Annotated in this window: 18 protein-coding genes and 1 pseudogene; 11 read left to right on the forward strand and 8 right to left on the reverse strand. The window is 61.8% G+C overall.

Annotated elements, in window-relative coordinates; all coding sequences use genetic code 11:
- Positions 1–51: 51 nt before the first annotated feature.
- The 3 genes from U5A67_RS24385 to U5A67_RS24395 are packed head-to-tail and all read right to left on the reverse strand — an operon-like array spanning position 52 to position 2,117.
- Positions 52–387: a hypothetical protein gene (locus U5A67_RS24385; RefSeq protein WP_321816418.1), complete on the reverse strand. Its 336-nt coding sequence runs from the start codon at positions 385–387 to the stop codon at positions 52–54.
- Positions 388–417: 30 nt separating this feature from the next.
- Positions 418–867 carry a MarR family winged helix-turn-helix transcriptional regulator gene (locus U5A67_RS24390; protein WP_321816417.1) on the reverse strand — a complete coding sequence of 150 codons (450 nt, stop codon included), beginning with the start codon at positions 865–867 and terminating at the stop codon, positions 418–420.
- Between the two features lie 53 nt (positions 868–920).
- A complete protein-coding gene (locus U5A67_RS24395; protein WP_321816416.1) occupies positions 921–2,117 on the reverse strand; it encodes a phytanoyl-CoA dioxygenase family protein in 1,197 nt (398 codons plus the stop codon).
- On the opposite strand from U5A67_RS24395, the gene U5A67_RS24400 reads away from it, so the two are divergent.
- The 4 genes from U5A67_RS24400 to U5A67_RS24415 all read left to right on the forward strand — a co-directional run bounded on the left by U5A67_RS24400 (position 2,116) and on the right by U5A67_RS24415 (position 3,698).
- Complete coding sequence (locus U5A67_RS24400; protein WP_321816415.1) at positions 2,116–2,322, forward strand: hypothetical protein; 207 nt, start codon at positions 2,116–2,118, stop codon at positions 2,320–2,322. The two genes, U5A67_RS24395 and U5A67_RS24400, sit on opposite strands and share 2 nt — an antisense overlap.
- A gap of 90 nt (positions 2,323–2,412) precedes the next feature.
- Positions 2,413–2,679 carry a hypothetical protein gene (locus tag U5A67_RS24405; protein WP_321816414.1) on the forward strand — a complete coding sequence of 89 codons (267 nt, stop codon included), beginning with the start codon at positions 2,413–2,415 and terminating at the stop codon, positions 2,677–2,679.
- Positions 2,680–2,696: 17 nt separating this feature from the next.
- Positions 2,697–3,419, forward strand: coding sequence for a putative type VI secretion system effector (locus tag U5A67_RS24410; protein ID WP_321959745.1), 723 nt, complete (start codon positions 2,697–2,699; stop codon positions 3,417–3,419).
- Between the two features lie 27 nt (positions 3,420–3,446).
- On the forward strand, positions 3,447–3,698 hold the full coding sequence (locus U5A67_RS24415; RefSeq protein WP_321816412.1) for a PAAR domain-containing protein: 252 nt from the start codon (positions 3,447–3,449) through the stop codon (positions 3,696–3,698).
- A 270-nt stretch (positions 3,699–3,968) separates the two neighbouring features.
- Here U5A67_RS24415 and U5A67_RS24420 read toward each other — a convergent pair.
- The 3 genes and pseudogenes from U5A67_RS24420 to U5A67_RS24425 all read right to left on the reverse strand — a co-directional run.
- A pseudogene (locus tag U5A67_RS24420) lies at positions 3,969–4,259 on the reverse strand (acyltransferase family protein); the annotation flags it as partial.
- Positions 4,241–4,588, reverse strand: a complete 348-nt coding sequence (locus tag U5A67_RS40745; RefSeq protein ID WP_415767922.1) for a serine hydrolase — start codon at positions 4,586–4,588, stop codon at positions 4,241–4,243. The pseudogene U5A67_RS24420 and the gene U5A67_RS40745, both read right to left, overlap by 19 nt.
- Entirely contained in the window at positions 4,519–5,082 is a 564-nt protein-coding gene (locus tag U5A67_RS24425) for a serine hydrolase (protein ID WP_415767923.1), read from the reverse strand. Before U5A67_RS24425 ends, U5A67_RS40745 begins: the two co-directional genes overlap by 70 nt.
- A gap of 189 nt (positions 5,083–5,271) precedes the next feature.
- Here U5A67_RS24425 and U5A67_RS24430 point away from each other — a divergent pair, with 189 nt between their 5' ends.
- From U5A67_RS24430 to U5A67_RS24460, 7 genes are all read left to right on the forward strand, one after another.
- Positions 5,272–6,189 carry a LysR substrate-binding domain-containing protein gene (locus U5A67_RS24430; RefSeq protein ID WP_321816411.1) on the forward strand — a complete coding sequence of 306 codons (918 nt, stop codon included), beginning with the start codon at positions 5,272–5,274 and terminating at the stop codon, positions 6,187–6,189.
- Between the two features lie 293 nt (positions 6,190–6,482).
- The gene (locus tag U5A67_RS24435) at positions 6,483–7,649 is read left to right on the forward strand and encodes an ABC transporter substrate-binding protein (RefSeq protein ID WP_321816410.1); all 1,167 of its coding nucleotides are present in this window, start codon (positions 6,483–6,485) and stop codon (positions 7,647–7,649) included.
- A 54-nt stretch (positions 7,650–7,703) separates the two neighbouring features.
- Positions 7,704–8,729 carry an ABC transporter ATP-binding protein gene (locus tag U5A67_RS24440; RefSeq protein WP_321816409.1) on the forward strand — a complete coding sequence of 342 codons (1,026 nt, stop codon included), beginning with the start codon at positions 7,704–7,706 and terminating at the stop codon, positions 8,727–8,729.
- 2 nt (positions 8,730–8,731) lie between these two features.
- Positions 8,732–9,694, forward strand: a complete 963-nt coding sequence (locus U5A67_RS24445; protein ID WP_321816408.1) for an ABC transporter permease — start codon at positions 8,732–8,734, stop codon at positions 9,692–9,694.
- Positions 9,684–10,493, forward strand: coding sequence for an ABC transporter permease (locus U5A67_RS24450; RefSeq protein WP_321816407.1), 810 nt, complete (start codon positions 9,684–9,686; stop codon positions 10,491–10,493). Before U5A67_RS24445 ends, U5A67_RS24450 begins: the two co-directional genes overlap by 11 nt.
- A gap of 44 nt (positions 10,494–10,537) precedes the next feature.
- Entirely contained in the window at positions 10,538–11,977 is a 1,440-nt protein-coding gene (locus tag U5A67_RS24455; RefSeq protein WP_321816406.1) for a gamma-aminobutyraldehyde dehydrogenase, read from the forward strand.
- Positions 11,978–12,092: 115 nt separating this feature from the next.
- A complete protein-coding gene (locus tag U5A67_RS24460) occupies positions 12,093–13,013 on the forward strand; it encodes a 3-hydroxyacyl-CoA dehydrogenase family protein (protein ID WP_321816405.1) in 921 nt (306 codons plus the stop codon).
- Here the strand turns inward: U5A67_RS24460 and U5A67_RS24465 are convergent.
- Complete coding sequence (locus tag U5A67_RS24465) at positions 13,010–13,636, reverse strand: hypothetical protein (protein ID WP_205980464.1); 627 nt, start codon at positions 13,634–13,636, stop codon at positions 13,010–13,012. The genes U5A67_RS24460 and U5A67_RS24465 overlap by 4 nt on opposite strands.
- A 183-nt stretch (positions 13,637–13,819) precedes the next feature.
- A complete protein-coding gene (locus U5A67_RS24470) occupies positions 13,820–16,111 on the reverse strand; it encodes a hypothetical protein (RefSeq protein WP_321816404.1) in 2,292 nt (763 codons plus the stop codon).
- Positions 16,112–16,879: the final 768 nt, after the last annotated feature.

Raw genomic sequence — 16,879 nt, forward strand, 5'->3', positions numbered from 1 at the left:
GTGGACGAAGCGCTTTCGTCCGATGTTTGCAATCGATGTAAGCCGAAGCGCTTATCGACTCGCAGGCGCATTGCCCCCGTGCAATGTGCCGAAATGCTGTGCCATGAAGAGGCCCATGGCCAGCATGCCCGCGCCGAATGGCACGACATCGGCGGTGATGTCCAATGCGAATTCACCCACGCGGCAAACCAGCAAATAAGCGATCACAAGATTGAAGAAACCCCACACCACATTGACCGTAGACGACAACCCTTTGCCCGGCGGATTTGCAAACGGGCTCTGAAACGGCTGCCCTGACACGCCGCGCACGAAATGCCGCGCACGAAATGCCGCAGCGCATTCGTGAGAAACGCACCGCAAAAAAAATATCCAGCCAGGTGCAGCCATTCCATATTCGACACTCCCATGCGATGTTGATCAGAAGTCCGCGAGCCGTTGCAGCAAACCCACCGTGGCGGCGAGTTGCGCCTGTTCCTTTGCGGATAATTGCGCCTGCAACGCGCGCACCAGCCAGTCCTCCTTGGCCGCGCGATTCGCTTCGAGCGCCTTGCGGCACCAGGGCGTCAAGTCGATGAGGGTTTGTCGGCCATCGGCGGGATCGGCCTTGCCTTTGACGGCGCCCTGCGCTTCCAGCGCCGCCACGGTGATCCGCATGGATTGCGGCTTCACGCCTTCCGCGCGCGCCAATGCCGAAACCGTAGCGGGACCGCTACGTTCCAGTTGCAGAAGCACGGACTTCTGCGCCGCAGTCAGATCATCGGATTGGGAATGCTCGCGGACGCGGCGCAACAGCTTGCCGACGGAAACGCGCAGCTCGCCGGCCAGCGCGGCGAGATCGACAGGTTCGGAAGACGATGGACGGTTCATCGCCGAACCATATCATATGTACAGTTAAACTGTACATATAGACTGTATTAAACTTAAGCGTCCCTTCGCGCTGACTGCAACCGGATCGCCGCGACAAACGCCGCTTCGCTCCACGATTCGAGCAAGGCCCGGCGAAGCAGCGCCTGCTGGCTTTGCGGCGCAAGACCGCCCAGCGGCGGATCGCGATCGAGATTGGTCGGGAACGGATAACCTTCGGCACAGGACGCGATCACGGCGTCCATTTCCGGCTCCGTCAATTCGCCGCTGGCGAGTCGTGCGATCAACACCGGATAGAGCGTTTCGCACATCGCCGTGCGATCGAGCGATTCCATCGCCCTTCCATACGCCGATGAAACCTGCAGCAGATTCGCCATGCGCTGCACGTCGGCGGTACGGTTTGCTCCGGCCGCATGAAACAGCGCGGGATTGAAAAAAATCGCATCGCCCTTTTCCAGCGGCAATTGCACCTGATGCGCCTCGAAATAATCGCGGAAGTCCTGTCGCCGCCACGCCAGATAACCTTGCGCATAACGCTGCGAAAACGGTAGCAATTGAGTCGGGCCGCTTTCGATGGGCATATCGCTGTGCGCGACCGCGCCCTGCAAGGTGAGAAACGGCGACATCTTATGCACGTGGGACGGATAGTGCTGCGCCTTCTCGACGGTCTGAAACCCAAGGTGATAATCGCGATGCGCCTGCTGCGCCGCGCCGCCTGGCCGCACCACATTGACCTGGGCGGTCATTTGGTAACACGGGCCGAGCCACGCCTCGGACGCGGCCACCAGCATCGCATTGGCGTAGTAGCGCGCGAACACTTCGGGCGCGCGCAAACAGAGTTTTTGCTGCGCATTCCAGATGCGATCGTTCGCGCCGGCCTTCGCAAAGTGATCGGCTGCTGCGCCACCCGCAGCGCGTTCGTCGTGAATGATCGCTTCGAATACGGCAGTGGCTGCATCGATTGGCGTGGTGTCTGCGTAAGCGCGCTTGAGTACGAACACGCCTGCGCCGTGTTCCAGCACATCGGCCCATTCTTCCTGCAAGGTCGTGCGGTGCGCCGCATCGTCGAGCATGTGCTTTAGCGCGGCGCAATCGTAGAGTGGCACATCCTCGCGCAATTCAGCCGCATGCGCGGGCCGCACGGCATCGCGCTCGCCCTGCACGACGTCGATGAAATCGCTCAGCGAACACGTGTCTTCGCGATAGTGCAGGCTGCGCGGGTTCAGTTCCGAATGCGGGCGATGCAGATTCATGGCGTCTCCTGGTCTTTGCATCGACGATACCCCGTTTGAGCGCGCTGTGTTCATCAAAAACACGTCAGAAACACCTCAGATCGAGCCTGCTGCGGTCGATTTTGCATCGGCTGCTGTTTTAAATGTCGAGGTTCATTTAACTTTGAACTTCGTTCGCTTAAGGGTGAATCTTGCACTGCAGCAAATTGAGGCCACCCGTTGCTGAGTCACGTTCACCAGAGATGCCATCAGCACGGCCGCGCCCCTGCTCAAGAGACTCGCCGTCCAGTACGGCACGTATGCAGTCATCGAAGCCGTGGAGGTCGTTTCCGGACGAATGATCGCGTGGGCAGCCTTGCGCTCGGTCGGCATGCTGATTGGCTGGGAAGCAACGGTGGGCTTGATCGTGCTCCAGACCTTGGCCACCTGGCTGACGCCGGATGCGCTTGAATCCTGGTGTTCCCGTTGCGCATTTGGCACCGGCCAGGAGAAGATTCTACGCTTGGCAAATCATAGTGTTCAGCGTTACACCGACCCCGCTCAGCAAGAGAAGGATTATGCCGACGCCATGACCAAAATCTAATGAGAAAAGATAATCCGATGCAAACTGCAGTCCTGCTAAAAGGCGTCATTTCGAATCTGCAGCGATCGAAGCGCAGCGACGATTTCGTGCTGACCGAAGTCGAGCATCAACAGATTGACGCAACCGCCATTGCGGCCTCTGCGCTGGGCGCGGGCGCCGCTGGCATCGGCCTGATCGGCATGGCCGGCAATTCCGACGAGGAAGCCGACTGGGTCGAGTTCGAACTCGATGGCAAGCGCATCAAGGGCTGGCTCTGGATGATGCCGATGCGCAACGGCGACCAGGTGGAAGTTGTCGCCGACCAGATCGGGACCGATCGTTATGTCGCCTACGCCGTCAAACGGGAAAGCGACGATCTGCTCGCTGTCTATCCTCACTCGACAGCGGGCCGGAAAGTCCATTACAAAAAATCCCTCAAGATCTGGCTCTGGAGCGCGATGTCAATCTTTGTCGTGGGAATGCTTGTCGTACTGATCCAGCAAGGCATTCAGTTTTTCATGAGTGCCGATATTCTCAAGTTTGCCATCGTGCCCGGACTCGCTTTCTGGCTGCTGATTTCCGGGCTGATCGCATTGCGTATTTCACGAAGATTCATGGGCTTCGTGAAAATCGCCGAGACCGTATTCAGGACTTTTGGTTGGCCCGACGTCGAGAATATCGATTTGCGCAAGACGTCCAGGGAGGCGCGCGGCGAGAACAAGCTGCCTAACTTTGGCGTTCTGTATTTTCGCTACAAGTGAAAGCTATATCTATTTGAAGAGTGACAATTGATCAATTTAATCCGCGTCGGCGACGACACTGACCACGGCAGAAAGGTCGTCACCGGTTCTTCGAGTATGCGTTTCGACGGTCGATACCTGGCGCGAAAAGGTGACGAGGTGTCGTGCCCACAACACCCCGACGTCAAGCCAAACGTGATTGAGGAGGGCGATGCAACGACCACTGACAACGGCGTGCCGATCGCCCGGCACGGCCACCGTGCAACGTGTGGCTGCGCGCAAATTTCGAGTCTGTTATAAGACGGCGCTTGTAATTGCGGCCCACAACGAAAGGCAAGTTTAGCCATCCGTCTGATGGTTGATTCGTACAAGCCTGATACTGTCACCTCTTTTGCAGGTGAAAGGTCCAGTCAGTAAGAGAAAAGGCCAGCGTGGAAAGCGTACTTCGCGGGCACTAACCCAACAATTGGACGCGGCGTTGCAAGCTTCTTGTCTGGAACGCCGACGGACCTGTTCGGGTCGCGCGCTGCCGATCGCAGCCTCACGAGGTTGAAGCTGCGCATGCAAAATTAGTTCGATATTGCGCAAGTCATTCCAGCGTTTAAGGGCGTTCGTCGTAATCAGATAGCCCGAAATCACGAAGAACATCGTCACGCCATAGTTGCCGTTGCGCGCAACGGCCCGCACTGCATCCCAGCCGATCGCGCGCGCCAGCGCCGTGTCATTCAGCCGATATGCGATATTGAAGTGGTGAAATAGAACGAGCAGAATCGCAATGCCGCGCATGATGTCGATCTGACCATTGCGGCCCCCTTGCCCCGCCGGCCCTGTTTCCCCGCGTATCACGCCGCCGTCGCCCATTGCACGAATACCTTGCCTGCTTCGCGCAGTACCGCTTCGCGTGCATCCATGCTCGCACCGGGCGCGTCGTAATACGCAGCAATCAGCAAAGGCGCGCGGCCGGGTGGACGCACCAGCGCGTAGTCGTTGGTTTCCGCTTCCACGCTTGTGCCGGGACGATCCGCCGCTTGCCAGTCGCCCGGCAAAACCGCGCGTAATCGATTGAGTCCCGGCTTGCAGGCCACCATCCATTGCTCCAGTTGCACACGCGAGCCCGCGCTCAGCACCTCGCCCAGCAACACAGCCCGCGCCGAAGTGACAATCGCACGCGGCGTCGTGGTGTCGAGCACGCCGTCGTTGTGATTGGAGTGAGGTCGTAACGATCCGAGCGCGTCACGTTGTCGCCGATATTGCGCAGGAATTGCGTGAGCGCAGGCGGACCGCCGACGCTACGCATCAGCAAAATCGCCGCCGTGTTGTCGCTTTCTTCGATGATCGCCTGGCAGAGCGCGCGCACCGGCAAAGCATTACGCGCCAAATTCGCTTTGGTAACCGGCGAAGTAAAAATCAGATCCTGCGCCGTGTAGTGCACGAGCCGATCCAGTTGCTCCTTGCCCGCATCGACGCGCGCCAGCACTTGCGCCGCAAGCATGCCCTTGAAAGTGCTGCACATCAGAAAGCGTTCGTCCGCGCGATGTTCGAGTACGCGGCCCGAGCCCGTATCGATTGCATGGACGCCAAGACGCCCGCCGTGGCGACGCTCGATATCGGCGAGGGCTGGGGCATTCGCGGCACGCGCCGCCGGCAGTAAAACCGCACCGGCAAGCGCGGATAAACCCAACATCAAGGTACGACGCACAGGCGAGTCACAACGCAATCCCGGTCATGAATAGTTGGCGGATAGAGAAATCGGCAAGCATGGTCACACGAAATCGCTACTTGTGAAAAGCGAAAGCCATTACGCATTGATTCAGGCCTACTCACCCGATATATACTTCCTCATCCTAAAAAACCGGCCAACCGTTCGCCCCGCATGAGCCTTTCCGTCAAGAGCGTGCGCTATTTCATCGCTGTCGCCGAAGCCGAATCAGTCACGGGCGCGACGCAAACGCTCAATATTTCGCAGTCGGTTATCACCGAAGCCATCAAGGGACTCGAAAGCGAACTGGGCGCGCAACTGTTCGTGCGCCACGCGCGCGGCATGGTGCTCACGCATGCGGGGCATCAGTTCCTGCGTCACGCGCATCAGATCCTGGCGGCCGTGCGCAACGCGCAGCAAGCGCTATCCGCGCGGCCCGATGCACGAACCGGCCGATTGAATGTGGGCGTCACGAGCCTGATGACGGGCTATTTCCTGCCCCATCTGCTCGATCACTACAAGCGCGTTTATCCGAAAGTCGAAGTGCAGGTGATCGAGGATCAGCGCGATTACATCGAGCATCTGCTGGTAAATGGCGAACTCGATGTCGCCGTGCTGATCGTCTCGAACGTGGAAAACAGTCAGGCGATCGAAACCGAATCGCTCATTCAAGCCGCCTGGCGTTTGTGGCTTCCCGCCAATCATGCGTTGCGCGGGCTCGGCAGCATCTCGCTTCAGGAGATCGCCAACGAAGGCATGATCATGCTGAAGGTGGACGAACTCGAAGACAACACCACGGCTTTCTGGCGCGCCGCCGGCTTGCGGCCGAATACGGTCATGCGCACGGCTTCCGTGGAAGCGGTGCGCAGTCTGGTCGCCACGGGCGCGTGTCTGTCGATCCTGCCGGACGTGCTGTATCGCCCATGGTCGCTCGACGGCGACCGGCTCGAAGTGCGCAAGATTCTGGGCGACATGCCCACGGTCGATATCGGCATCGCGTGGCGGCGCAGCCTTGCGCTGCCGGAGATGGTGCAGCACTTTCTGGTGGTCGCCCGCGAGTATTCGCGCACGCACAACAAGAATTCGATCTGAATTTCCGATACATGCGAAATTGCATTCGCAAATAGCGAAGACAGTTTATTCCGCTTACATCGCCGTTCGGGTTTCTACGGAGCGGCGCGACTTCCTCTCTTCTCCCGCGCTTTTCTGGCCGTTCGCACACGCATAGCATTCGGTTTTGCCGATAGCTCGTATCTGGGTTTCGGTCTGGCTGACAAAAAACACTGCCTCCTAGAATAGCTCCGACCTTCAGCGCATCGCCTCAAACGCCGCCCGCCACGCCTGCGGCGCGCCGCCAAAGAACACCACCGACGAGGACCCGGAGCATGTCGCACAACTCAAAACTGGCCGTCGCTATCGCCCTTGCCACCTTCGTCAACGCAGGGCTCGCCAGCGCCACCGCGCCGTCCGAGCCGCTCAAGCAACTCGGCAAGCCCGAAGGCCAGGTCAATATCATCGCGTGGCCCGGCTATATTGAACGCGGCGACACCGACAAGAAATACGACTGGGTCACCGGCTTCGAAAAGGAAAGTGGTTGCAAGGTCAACGTGAAGACCGCCGCGACCTCCGACGAAATGGTCACGCTGATGAACCAGGGCGGCTACGACCTTGTGACGGCATCGGGCGATGCGAGCCTGCGCCTCGTCTACGGCAAGAAGGTGCAGCCGATCAACACGGCGCTGATTCCCGCATGGAGCACCATCGAGCCGCGCCTGCAGAATGCGCCGTGGCACACGGTCAACGGCGTGCATTACGGCGTGCCCTATCAGTGGGGCGCGAACTTCCTCGCCTATAACACGAAGATTTTCCCGAAGGCGCCCACTTCGTGGTCGGTGGTATTCGAGCAGCAGACGCTGCCCGACGGCAAGAGCAACAAGGGCCGCGTGCAGGCCTATAACGGCGCGATCTACGTGGCCGATGCCGCCGTCTATCTGATGCACAAGAATCCGGCGCTCGGCATCAAGGACCCGTATGAACTGAACGAAGCGCAATACGCCGAAGTGCTCAAGGTACTACGCGCGCAAAAGCCGCTCGTGCATCGCTACTGGCATGACGTGACCGTGCAGATGAACGACTTCAAGAACGAAGGTATCGCTGTATCGAGCGCGTGGGGCTATACGGTCAATTCGCTGCAGGGCGAGAAATTCCCGATCGCCGCGACGATTCCGCAGGAAGGCGCAACCGGCTGGGCCGACACGACCATGCTTCACGCCGACGCGCCGCATCCGGTGTGCGCCTACAAGTGGATGAACTGGTCGCTCAATCGCAAACTGCAGGCCGATCTGGCCGAGTGGTTCGGCTCGAATCCGGTAATCGCGGGCGGCTGCAACCAGAAGGCCGTGGGCGGCTCGAACTTCTGCGCGGCCAACGGCTATGACCGCTTCGACCAGATTCACTTCTGGAAAACGCCGGTCGCAAGCTGCGCACAAGGGCAATGCGTGCCGTACAGCCGCTGGACCCAGGACTTCATCTCGATCATGGGCGGACGATAGGAATCCGTACTATCTGTCTCGCCGCCCATACTCACGCATCTCGCAGGAACCGCTATGAACAGCGCAGTCGAATTTTCGAAAGTCTCGCGCCACTATGACGGCGTGCGCGCCGTGGACGACGTCTCACTCGTGGTCGAGGACGGCGAATTCTTCTCGATGCTCGGGCCGTCCGGCTCGGGCAAGACCACCTGTCTGCGTCTCATTGCGGGCTTCGAGCAGCCCAGCGCGGGCCGCGTGGTGCTGCACGGCCGCGACGCCACCGGCCTGCCGCCGTATCAGCGCGACGTCAACACGGTGTTCCAGGACTACGCGCTGTTCCCGCATATGAATATCCGCGACAACGTGGCGTATGGGCTGCTGGTGAGCGGCGTGGACAAGCGCACGCGCCATCGCGAGGCGGAGGAAGCGCTCGATCTGGTCGCGCTGGGCGGTTATGGCGCGCGGCGCCCTGGCCAGCTTTCGGGCGGCCAGCGGCAGCGCGTGGCGCTGGCGCGCGCGCTGGTGCGGCGCCCGCGCATCCTGTTACTCGACGAGCCTTTGGGCGCGCTCGACCTCAAGCTGCGCGAGCAGATGCAAACGGAGCTCAAGACGCTGCAACGCAAGCTCGGCGTCACCTTCGTCTATGTCACGCACGATCAGGGCGAAGCGCTGTCGATGTCGGATCGTGTGGCCGTGTTCAACCAGGGACGCATCGAGCAGGTCGATACGCCGCGCAATCTCTACACGCGCCCGGCCACGTCCTTTGTTGCCGATTTCGTTGGCACATCTAATGTAATTGCGGATGCCGCTTCATTACAACGCGTCGGCAGCACTCAACCGTTTTCGATCCGGCCCGAGCATATCCGCTTTATCGATACGGCAAACACGGGCGCCGACGATGTGCGCCTGCCCGGCACACTCTTCGATATCCAGTATTACGGCGCGACGAGCCGCTACGAAGTGCGCTCCGAAGCGGGACAAATGCTGGCGGTCACCGTCGCCAATCAGGACGATGCGAGCAGCGCACTGCCACAGGTCGGCGCGCAGGTGACGCTCGCGTGGCCGCGCCGTTCGATGGTCGCGCTGGAGCAACGGAGATGAGCATGGCGACGACGTCGAATTCCGCCGTACCACGCACGCCGATCGCGCGCGACGGTCTCGTGCGCCGCATCTGCGGCTTCCTGCACCGCCACGCGAATCTCTATCTGCTGATGCTGCTGTTGCCGCCGCTGCTATGGTTCGGCGTGGTGTATCTGGGGTCGCTGTTCGCGCTGCTGCTGCAAAGCGTGTGGCGCTTCGACGACTTCACGATGGCCGTGAGCCCCGATTTCACGCTCGCGAACTATCTGGCGCTGATCCGCGACGCCGCGAATCTCGACGTCATTCTGCGCACCACGGCGATGGCCTGCTGCGTCACGCTGGCGAGCGCGCTGCTCGCCTTCCCCGTCGCGTATTACATGGCGCGCTACGCCAAGGGCTGGAAAAAAGGCCTGTTTTATGTGGCCGTGATGCTGCCGATGTGGGCGAGCTATATCGTCAAGGTCTATGCGTGGACCGTGATTCTCGCGCAAGGCGGCATACTCTACTGGCTGATCGACATGCTGCATCTGCGCGGCGCGCTCGATGCGCTGCTGCGTGTGCCGGTGATTGGCGGCGATTCGCTGTCGACTTCGAATATCGGCCGCTTTCTGGTGTTCACCTATATCTGGCTGCCGTTCATGATCCTGCCGATCCAGGCCGCCATCGAACGCATTCCCGGCAACCTGCTGCAAGCCTCCGCCGATCTGGGCGCGCATCCGGGCCAGACCTTTCGCACCGTGGTGCTGCCGCTGGCGTTTCCGGGCATTGTCGCGGGTTCGATCTTCACGTTTTCGCTCACGCTCGGCGACTACATCATCCCGCAACTGGTCGGCCCGAGCGGGCTCTTTATCGGCACCATGGTCTATACGATGCAAGGCTCGATCGGCAACGTGCCGATGGCCGCCGCCTTCACCGTCGTGCCGATGCTGCTGATCGGCGTGTATCTCGTCATCGCCCGCCGACTCGGAGCCTTCGATGCACTCTGACGCCCAACCCTCGCGCCTGTTGCGCTGCGCCGCCTGGGGCGGCCTCGCCTTCCTGCATCTGCCGATTCTGGTGGTCGCGCTCTACGCGTTCAACACCGAAACCAGCGCGTTCAGCTTCCCGCTCAAGGGCTTCACGCTGCACTGGTTCGCCGATGCCTTCGCCCGCGACGATATGCTCGACGCCGCGTGGCTCTCCGTGAAAGTGGCGGCGCTCGCCACGCTGCTGGCCGTGATCCTCGGCACGGCGGCCGCGGGCGCGCTTTATCGGCGCAACTTCTTCGGCAAGGAAGCCATCACTTTCGCGCTGATCCTGCCGATTGCGCTGCCGGGCATCATCACCGGCATCGCGCTGCTTTCGGCGTTCAAGACCGCGAATCTCGATCTGGGCTTCTGGACCATTGCCGTCGGTCATGGCACCTTCTGCGTGGTGATGGTCTACAACAACGTGGTCGCGCGGATGCGCCGCATGCCCGCCAGCCTGATCGAAGCTTCCATGGACCTGGGCGCGGACGGCTGGCAGACCTTCCGCCATATCGTGCTGCCGCAGATCGCCACGGCTTTGCTGGCGGGCGCGATCCTCGCCTTCGCGCTGAGCTTCGACGAAATCATCGTCACGACGTTCACGGCAGGACAGGAACGCACGCTGCCGATCTGGCTGCTCAACCAGCTCTCGCGGCCGCGCGACGTGCCCATTACCAACGTGGTCGCGCTGCTGGTGATGGCCGTCACGATGATTCCGATTTTTGGCGCGTGGTACCTCACGCGCGACACCGAAAGCACGGCAGGCAGCAGCCGCTAAACCCTCAGGCACCCATAGCCCATCCAGTCACCACGAGAAATCACATGGAAAAATCGTTGCAAACCAGCCTTTTGATCGGCGGCGAATTCGTGCCGGGCCAGGGCAGCAAGGAAAACATCTTCAACCCGTCGACGGGCGAAGTGATCGCGCTCGTAGCCGAAGCCTCGCTCGAACAGGTGCAGGCCGCCACGGCCGCCGCGAGCCATGCGTGGCCCAAATGGTCGCGTAGTACACCGAAGGATCGTGCGACGCTGCTGCTCAAGCTCGCCGATGCCATCGAAGCGCGCGCCACCGAATTCGCGCGGCTCGAATCGCTGAATTGCGGCAAGCCCTACCTGGGCGCGCTCAACGACGAAATCCCCGCCGTCGCCGATGTATTCCGCTTCTTTGCAGGCGCGTGCCGCACGCAGCACGGCCCGATCGCCGGCGAATATCTCGAAGGCCACACCAGCATGATCCGCCGCGATCCTGTTGGCGTGGTGGCATCCATCGCGCCCTGGAACTATCCGCTGATGATGGCTGCGTGGAAGCTCGCGCCCGCCGTGGCCGCGGGCAACACGGTCGTGCTCAAGCCTTCGGAGCAGACGCCGCTCACCACGCTCAAGCTCGCCGAATTGATCGCGTCGATCTTTCCCGCAGGCGTCATCAACGTCGTGACGGGTCGCGGCGACACCGTGGGCGCGCCGCTCATCACGCAGCCGCAGGTGCGCATGATCTCGATCACCGGCGATGTCTCCACGGGCCAGCGCATTCTGGAAGCGGCGTCGCGAACGGTGAAACGCACGCATCTGGAACTGGGCGGCAAGGCGCCCGTGATCGTATTCGACGATGCCGATCTCGACGAAGTCGTCGCGGGCTTGCGCACGTTCGGCTTCTACAACGCGGGCCAGGATTGCACGGCCGCGTGCCGCGTCTACGCCGAAGGCAAGATCTACGACAAACTGGTGGCCGACCTGTCGAGCGCCGTCGGTTCGATCCGTTATGGCGAGCAGCATATGGAAGGCGTGGAAATGGGCCCGCTGATCTCCGAGCGCCAGCGCGGACGCGTCGCGAGTTTCGTCGAGCGCGCCGCCAGCCAGAAGCACATCGAAATCACCACGGGCGGCAAGATTGCCGATACGCGCGGTTTCTTCTACGAACCCACCGTCATTGCGGGCGCGCGTCAGGACGACGAAATCGTGCGCCGCGAAGTGTTCGGGCCGGTGGTTTCGGTGACGCGTTTCGAAGGCACGGAGCAGGCCATCGACTGGGCCAACGATTCGGATTTCGGCCTCGCCAGTTCGGTCTGGACCCGCGACGTCAACAAGGCGTTCAAGGTGGCAGCCGAACTGCAATACGGCTGCACGTGGATCAATACGCACTTCACGCTGGTCAGCGAAATGCCGCACGGCGGCATGAAACGTTCGGGCTACGGCAAGGATATGTCGATGTTCGCGCTGGAGGAGTACACCTGCGCGCGGCATATCATGGCGCGCTTTTCGTAATCGCAACGCGCCGGGCCGCTTGCCCGGCTTCGCCCTCCTGGATGTTGCGAAGCGTTATGCTTGCTGATCGCTCGAGTGAGCGTCGAGCCAGGATCAATCAAGGAGGGCAACCGGCATGGACAGCAAGGTGACCGTAGCAGGCGTAGTCGGCACGGGGTTGATGGGCGTGGGCATCGCGACGCAATGCGCGCTGCACGGGTTGCGTACGATCGTCCACGACGTCGATGCCGCGCGCCTCGCAAGCGTGAGCGCAAAAGCCGAAGCGGTCCTCGACGAACTGATCGACACAGGCCGGATCGATGCGGATGCACGCGCGGCAGCGTTATCGCGTATCGAAACGAGCGCGCAACTCGACGTAATGGCGCAGGCGCAATTCGTATTCGAAGCCGTGCCCGAAGTGCTCGATCTCAAGCACGCGCTCTACGCGCAACTCGACGCCGTGCTCGCCCCCGATGCGATTTTCGCCAGCAACACCAGCGGCTTCGAACCCGATCTGCTCGCTCGCGCCTTGAGCGCGCCCGAGCGCTTTGTGATTGCGCATTTCTGGAATCCGCCGCATATGATTCCGCTCGTCGAAGTCGTGCCGGGCAGCGCCACCGCGCCCGACGTCACGGCGCGCACCGAAGCCTTGATGAGCGCCATCGGCATGGAACCGGTGGTGCTCGCGAAAGCGATTCCGGGTTTTGTCGGCAACCGGCTGCAATTCGCGGTGCTGCGCGAGGCGCTCAATATCGTGCGTTCGGGCGCGGCGAGCCCGCAAGTGGTCGATCGCGTGATGAAGGCGTCGCTGGGGCGGCGTTGGGGTATCGTCGGGCCGTTCGAGGGCGCGGATATGGGCGGGCTCGATACGTTCGTCGATATTTCATCGCATCTGATGCCCGAACTCGCGAAGGACGAAGGCGTGATCGATCTGCTGCGCGAGCAGGTGAGCGCGGGACGCGTGGGCGTGCGCAGCGGCGCGGGCTTCTACGACTGGGACGACGCGCATCTCGCACGCGTGAAAGCCGCGCGGCGCAAGCTGATTGCAGGCGGCTAGGTGCGCTCGCGCAACTGGTTGTTATAGGCGCTGTCGAGCGCGATGCGTATGCGGAACATGCCGTCCGTCATGCGCGTGCGACCCGGCTGCGCGGGCAGCAGGGTCAGCAGCCCTTTGACGATATAGAGCAACATCAGCGCGCCGAGCAGATCGCCGCCGAACATCATGCTGTAGCTCTCCAGCAGATTCGGCGTCGAACCGGCCAGCGCGAACCAGACGTGATGCAAGGTGGAATTCGTGAAGGCAACCGCGAAAGCCAGCACGAGCAGGCGCCGCGCCGAGAGATTCGCCAGCGACGCCTTGAGGCCATAGCGCTCCAGCGCCAGCCGGTAAACCGCATACGGTCCCACCGAACTGATCACCGCGCCAGCAATCGCGCGCGCCGGGTCGTGCGGAAAATAATGGAAAAAATCGACCAGCAGCGCAGAAATCAGCAGGCCGATCGCGCCATCGACGCCTAATAGCAGCGTGCTCAACAGGCGAATCCCCGTTGGCAGATAGATCCATTCGACGAAGCGCGGGAATCCGCTGTGCAGGAACAGCAATTCGTCGATCCAGAGCGTGAGCAGATAAACCGCGATCGTGCCCAGAATCGAACAGAGATGTAGACGCAGGCTGCTCATCGTGCTGTGTGAAAGCCTTTCATGAAGCGATGACGGATCGTGCTGGCGCACCGCTGCGATCATAGCTCACCCGGGATAAAAGAGAAGAAGCCGGCGCGAGGCCGGCTTCTCCGTGCTGCAACGGGCCTTGATTGGTTGTGGTTGATCGGCCCTTGTTCCCCTCGACTAACTGATATTGCGTTGTTACTTGGGCAGGGCGCCCGTGACCGAACTCAGCAGGCTCGTGACCGGCGCGAGCGCACTGCCCGAACCCGCCGCGTGCGTCGCCGTCGAGCCGATCGAGGCCACCAGGCCCGTCACCGGCGCGAGCGCGCCCGTGGCGCTCGAGCTGGCCGTGCCGCTCGTCTGGCCGGCTGTCGCCGTGCTCGCATTCGCCGCGCTGTTCGTGACGCTCACGCCCGCGCCGACTACGCCCGTCACCGCCGCCGTCACCGTGGTCGCCGATGCCAGCGTCGAGCCGAGTGCCCCCGTCGTCGCGCTAACCAGCGGCACGACCGGGTTGGTCTTCGCGATGCTGCCGAGCGTGCCCGTCAGCGTGCCAGCCGTGCCGGTGACCGTGCCGAGCGCACCGGTAATCGGCGTGATCGGGTTGGCGCTGGCGAGCGTGCTCGTCACCGTGTTGACGGTGCTGGTGAGCGGCGCGGTGGCGCTGGTGAGCGCGGTGGTGACCGTGTTCACCGCCGATGTGACCGGGGTGAGCGGGTTGCTGCCTGCCGCGCTGCCGAGCGCGCTGGTGACAGTGTTGACGACGCTCGTGATCGGCGTGAGCGGCGTGCTGCCTGCTGCATTGGCGAGCGTGCTGGTTACCGTGTTCACCGCGCTCGTTACCGGCGTCAGCGGGTCGCTGCCTGCTGCGTTGGCAAGCGTGCTCGTTACCGTGTTCACTGCGCTGGTTACCGGCGTCAGCGGGTCGCTGCTTGCTGCATTTGCGAGCGTGCTGGTCACCGTGTTCACTGCGCTCGTTACCGGCGCGAGCGGATCGCTGCCTGCCGCGTTGGCAAGCGTGCTGGTCACCGTGTTCACTGTGCTTGTTACCGGCGTCAGCGGGTCGCTGCTTGCTGCATTTGCGAGCGTGCTCGTTACCGTGTTCACTGCACTCGTCACTCGCGCGAGCGGGTCGCTGCCTGCTGCGCTCGATGCCGCTGAAGTCAGCGAGTTGAGCGTGCTGGCCAGCGTGCTCGATCCCGAATTCAGTGCATTGGCGACAATGCCCGTCGTCGAATCGACGGTATTCGCGACATTCGCCGTCGTCGTACCGGACGCCGTGCTCAGCGCGCCCACTTCGGTGTTAACCGCGTTTGCGAGCGTGCTGGTCGTGGCGTTGACCGTGTTCGCGAGATTGCCCGTGGTGGCGTTCGCTGCGTTCGTGAGCGTGCTCGTCGCCGCATTGGCAACGTTCGTGACAGGCGCAAGCGGGTCGCCACTAGTCGCTCCAGACAGAGCGTTCGTTACGGTGTTCACTGCGTCGGTGACCGGAACGAGCGGATCGCTACCTGCTGCGTTAGCCAGCGTGCTTGTCACCGTGCTCACTGCGCTCGTCACCGGAGCAAGCGGATCACTACTGCCAGCACCCGACAATGCGCCAGTAATCGTACTCAACGCGCCAGTCACAGGCGCAAGCGGGTCGCTGCCCGACGCTCCCGACAACGCACCGGTAACCGCGCTCACAGCGCCAGTCACCGGGGCAAGCGGATCGCTGCCCGATGCACCCGACAACGCGCCAGTAATCGTGCTCACCGCACCGGTCACAGGCGCGAGCGGATCGCTACCGCCTACACCCGACAATGCGCCAGTAACCGCGCTCACCGCACCAGTCACCGGAGCAAGCGGATCACTACTGCCAGCACCCGACAATGCGCCAGTAATCGTACTCAACGCGCCAGTCACAGGCGCAAGCGGGTCGCTGCCCGACGCTCCCGACAACGCACCGGTAACCGCGCTCACAGCGCCAGTCACCGGGGCAAGCGGATCGCTGCCCGATGCACCCGACAACGCGCCAGTAATCGTGCTCACAGCGCCAGTCACAGGAGCGAGCGGATCGCTACCGCCTGCACCCGACAGCGCACCAGTAACCGTACTCACAGCGCCAGTCACAGGCGCAAGCGGGTCGCTGCCCGATGCACCCGACAACGCACCAGTAACCGTACTCACCGCGCCAGTCACAGGAGCAAGCGGATCACTCCCACCCGCGCCCTGCAACGCCCCCACCAACCCGCCGAGTTGCGCGAGCGGCTGCCCGCCGTAATTCACCGCGAGCCCAGCCGCGCCGCCCACCGCCACGGTGACGTCGTTGCCCGTCGCCACGCCGACGATACCGCCGCCAATCACAATCGTTCCCGGCGTGGCGCCTGCTCCGGCCGCCGCCCCCACTGCCACGCCCCCCTGCGCCGTCGAATCCGCCCGTGCTGCACCGCTGGCCGCCGCGGCGAAAACTGCCGCGGTGCACAACGCCATCGTGGTGATTCGCGTCTTCACGTTGTTCCCCATCGCTAGTCTCTCTTTAGGTTGGTTATCGCAGCGGTCGGCTGCGGGACCACACACTGCAGAGACCATGCCAACGCGAGCAAACTGGCCACAACACGTAACGACGGCACATTCACGACATCAAAATCGATGCAGTCAATGCGAATTGATTAGACGTAACAGGGAAATCCACCGACGTTACGAAATTGCGTAACGTGACATGAGCGCCAACACGAGAGGGATAGGAGCGCAAAGAAAGTTGCGAGTGCAGCGAGACGGTCGATATCGCGGAAGCGAATCGCGAAATGGGAGAAAAACTATTCGCCGATACGAAAACAAAAACGCACTACCGATTATTTAAATCGCAAAACACAGACACAGCTCCCGGCATATCCGGCGAGGATGACCGAGACGAAATGTTCGCGCAACCTACCCATATGAACAGGTCGAAAATGATCTGCAAACCATCCGCGCAACTTTCAAAAAACGCCGCGGCTCATCCGCAGAAATCACGATCCAATTATGCGAATTCCCTTTCGCATCGATTAACAAATTCGCGCTGAATATCGAATTCGCATGGCGTTTCATTACCCAGGTTTACCGGTGTTACGGCCAGCCCCGTAACACGGAACATGAGCCATTACGTTACGCCCAATGTCGCGCGCATCGTTACGTTCGTTGTGCGCACATCGGTCTCTCGCACGGCAGCAAAGCGCTCAAACGTAATCGCCTTGCAACGCCCGCCCCATAACGATCCGGCACCCGTCGCGACCTTCCCGC

The sequence above is a fragment of the Paraburkholderia sp. J69-1 genome, assembly GCF_905220255.1.
In the GTDB taxonomy this organism is placed as follows: Bacteria; Pseudomonadota; Gammaproteobacteria; order Burkholderiales; family Burkholderiaceae; genus Paraburkholderia.

Coding starts and splice junctions, on each gene's coding strand:
- U5A67_RS24385 (WP_321816418.1), bottom strand. CDS start 387: ATGGCTGCACCTGGCTGGATATTTTTTTTGCGGTGCGTTTCTCACGAA.
- U5A67_RS24390 (WP_321816417.1), bottom strand. CDS start 867: ATGAACCGTCCATCGTCTTCCGAACCTGTCGATCTCGCCGCGCTGGCC.
- U5A67_RS24400 (WP_321816415.1), top strand. CDS start 2,116: ATGGCGTCTCCTGGTCTTTGCATCGACGATACCCCGTTTGAGCGCGCT.
- U5A67_RS24395 (WP_321816416.1), bottom strand. CDS start 2,117: ATGAATCTGCATCGCCCGCATTCGGAACTGAACCCGCGCAGCCTGCAC.
- U5A67_RS24410 (WP_321959745.1), top strand. CDS start 2,697: ATGCAAACTGCAGTCCTGCTAAAAGGCGTCATTTCGAATCTGCAGCGA.
- U5A67_RS24425 (WP_415767923.1), bottom strand. CDS start 5,082: ATGTTGGGTTTATCCGCGCTTGCCGGTGCGGTTTTACTGCCGGCGGCG.
- U5A67_RS24430 (WP_321816411.1), top strand. CDS start 5,272: ATGAGCCTTTCCGTCAAGAGCGTGCGCTATTTCATCGCTGTCGCCGAA.
- U5A67_RS24435 (WP_321816410.1), top strand. CDS start 6,483: ATGTCGCACAACTCAAAACTGGCCGTCGCTATCGCCCTTGCCACCTTC.
- U5A67_RS24440 (WP_321816409.1), top strand. CDS start 7,704: ATGAACAGCGCAGTCGAATTTTCGAAAGTCTCGCGCCACTATGACGGC.
- U5A67_RS24445 (WP_321816408.1), top strand. CDS start 8,732: ATGGCGACGACGTCGAATTCCGCCGTACCACGCACGCCGATCGCGCGC.
- U5A67_RS24450 (WP_321816407.1), top strand. CDS start 9,684: ATGCACTCTGACGCCCAACCCTCGCGCCTGTTGCGCTGCGCCGCCTGG.
- U5A67_RS24455 (WP_321816406.1), top strand. CDS start 10,538: ATGGAAAAATCGTTGCAAACCAGCCTTTTGATCGGCGGCGAATTCGTG.
- U5A67_RS24460 (WP_321816405.1), top strand. CDS start 12,093: ATGGACAGCAAGGTGACCGTAGCAGGCGTAGTCGGCACGGGGTTGATG.
- U5A67_RS24465 (WP_205980464.1), bottom strand. CDS start 13,636: ATGAGCAGCCTGCGTCTACATCTCTGTTCGATTCTGGGCACGATCGCG.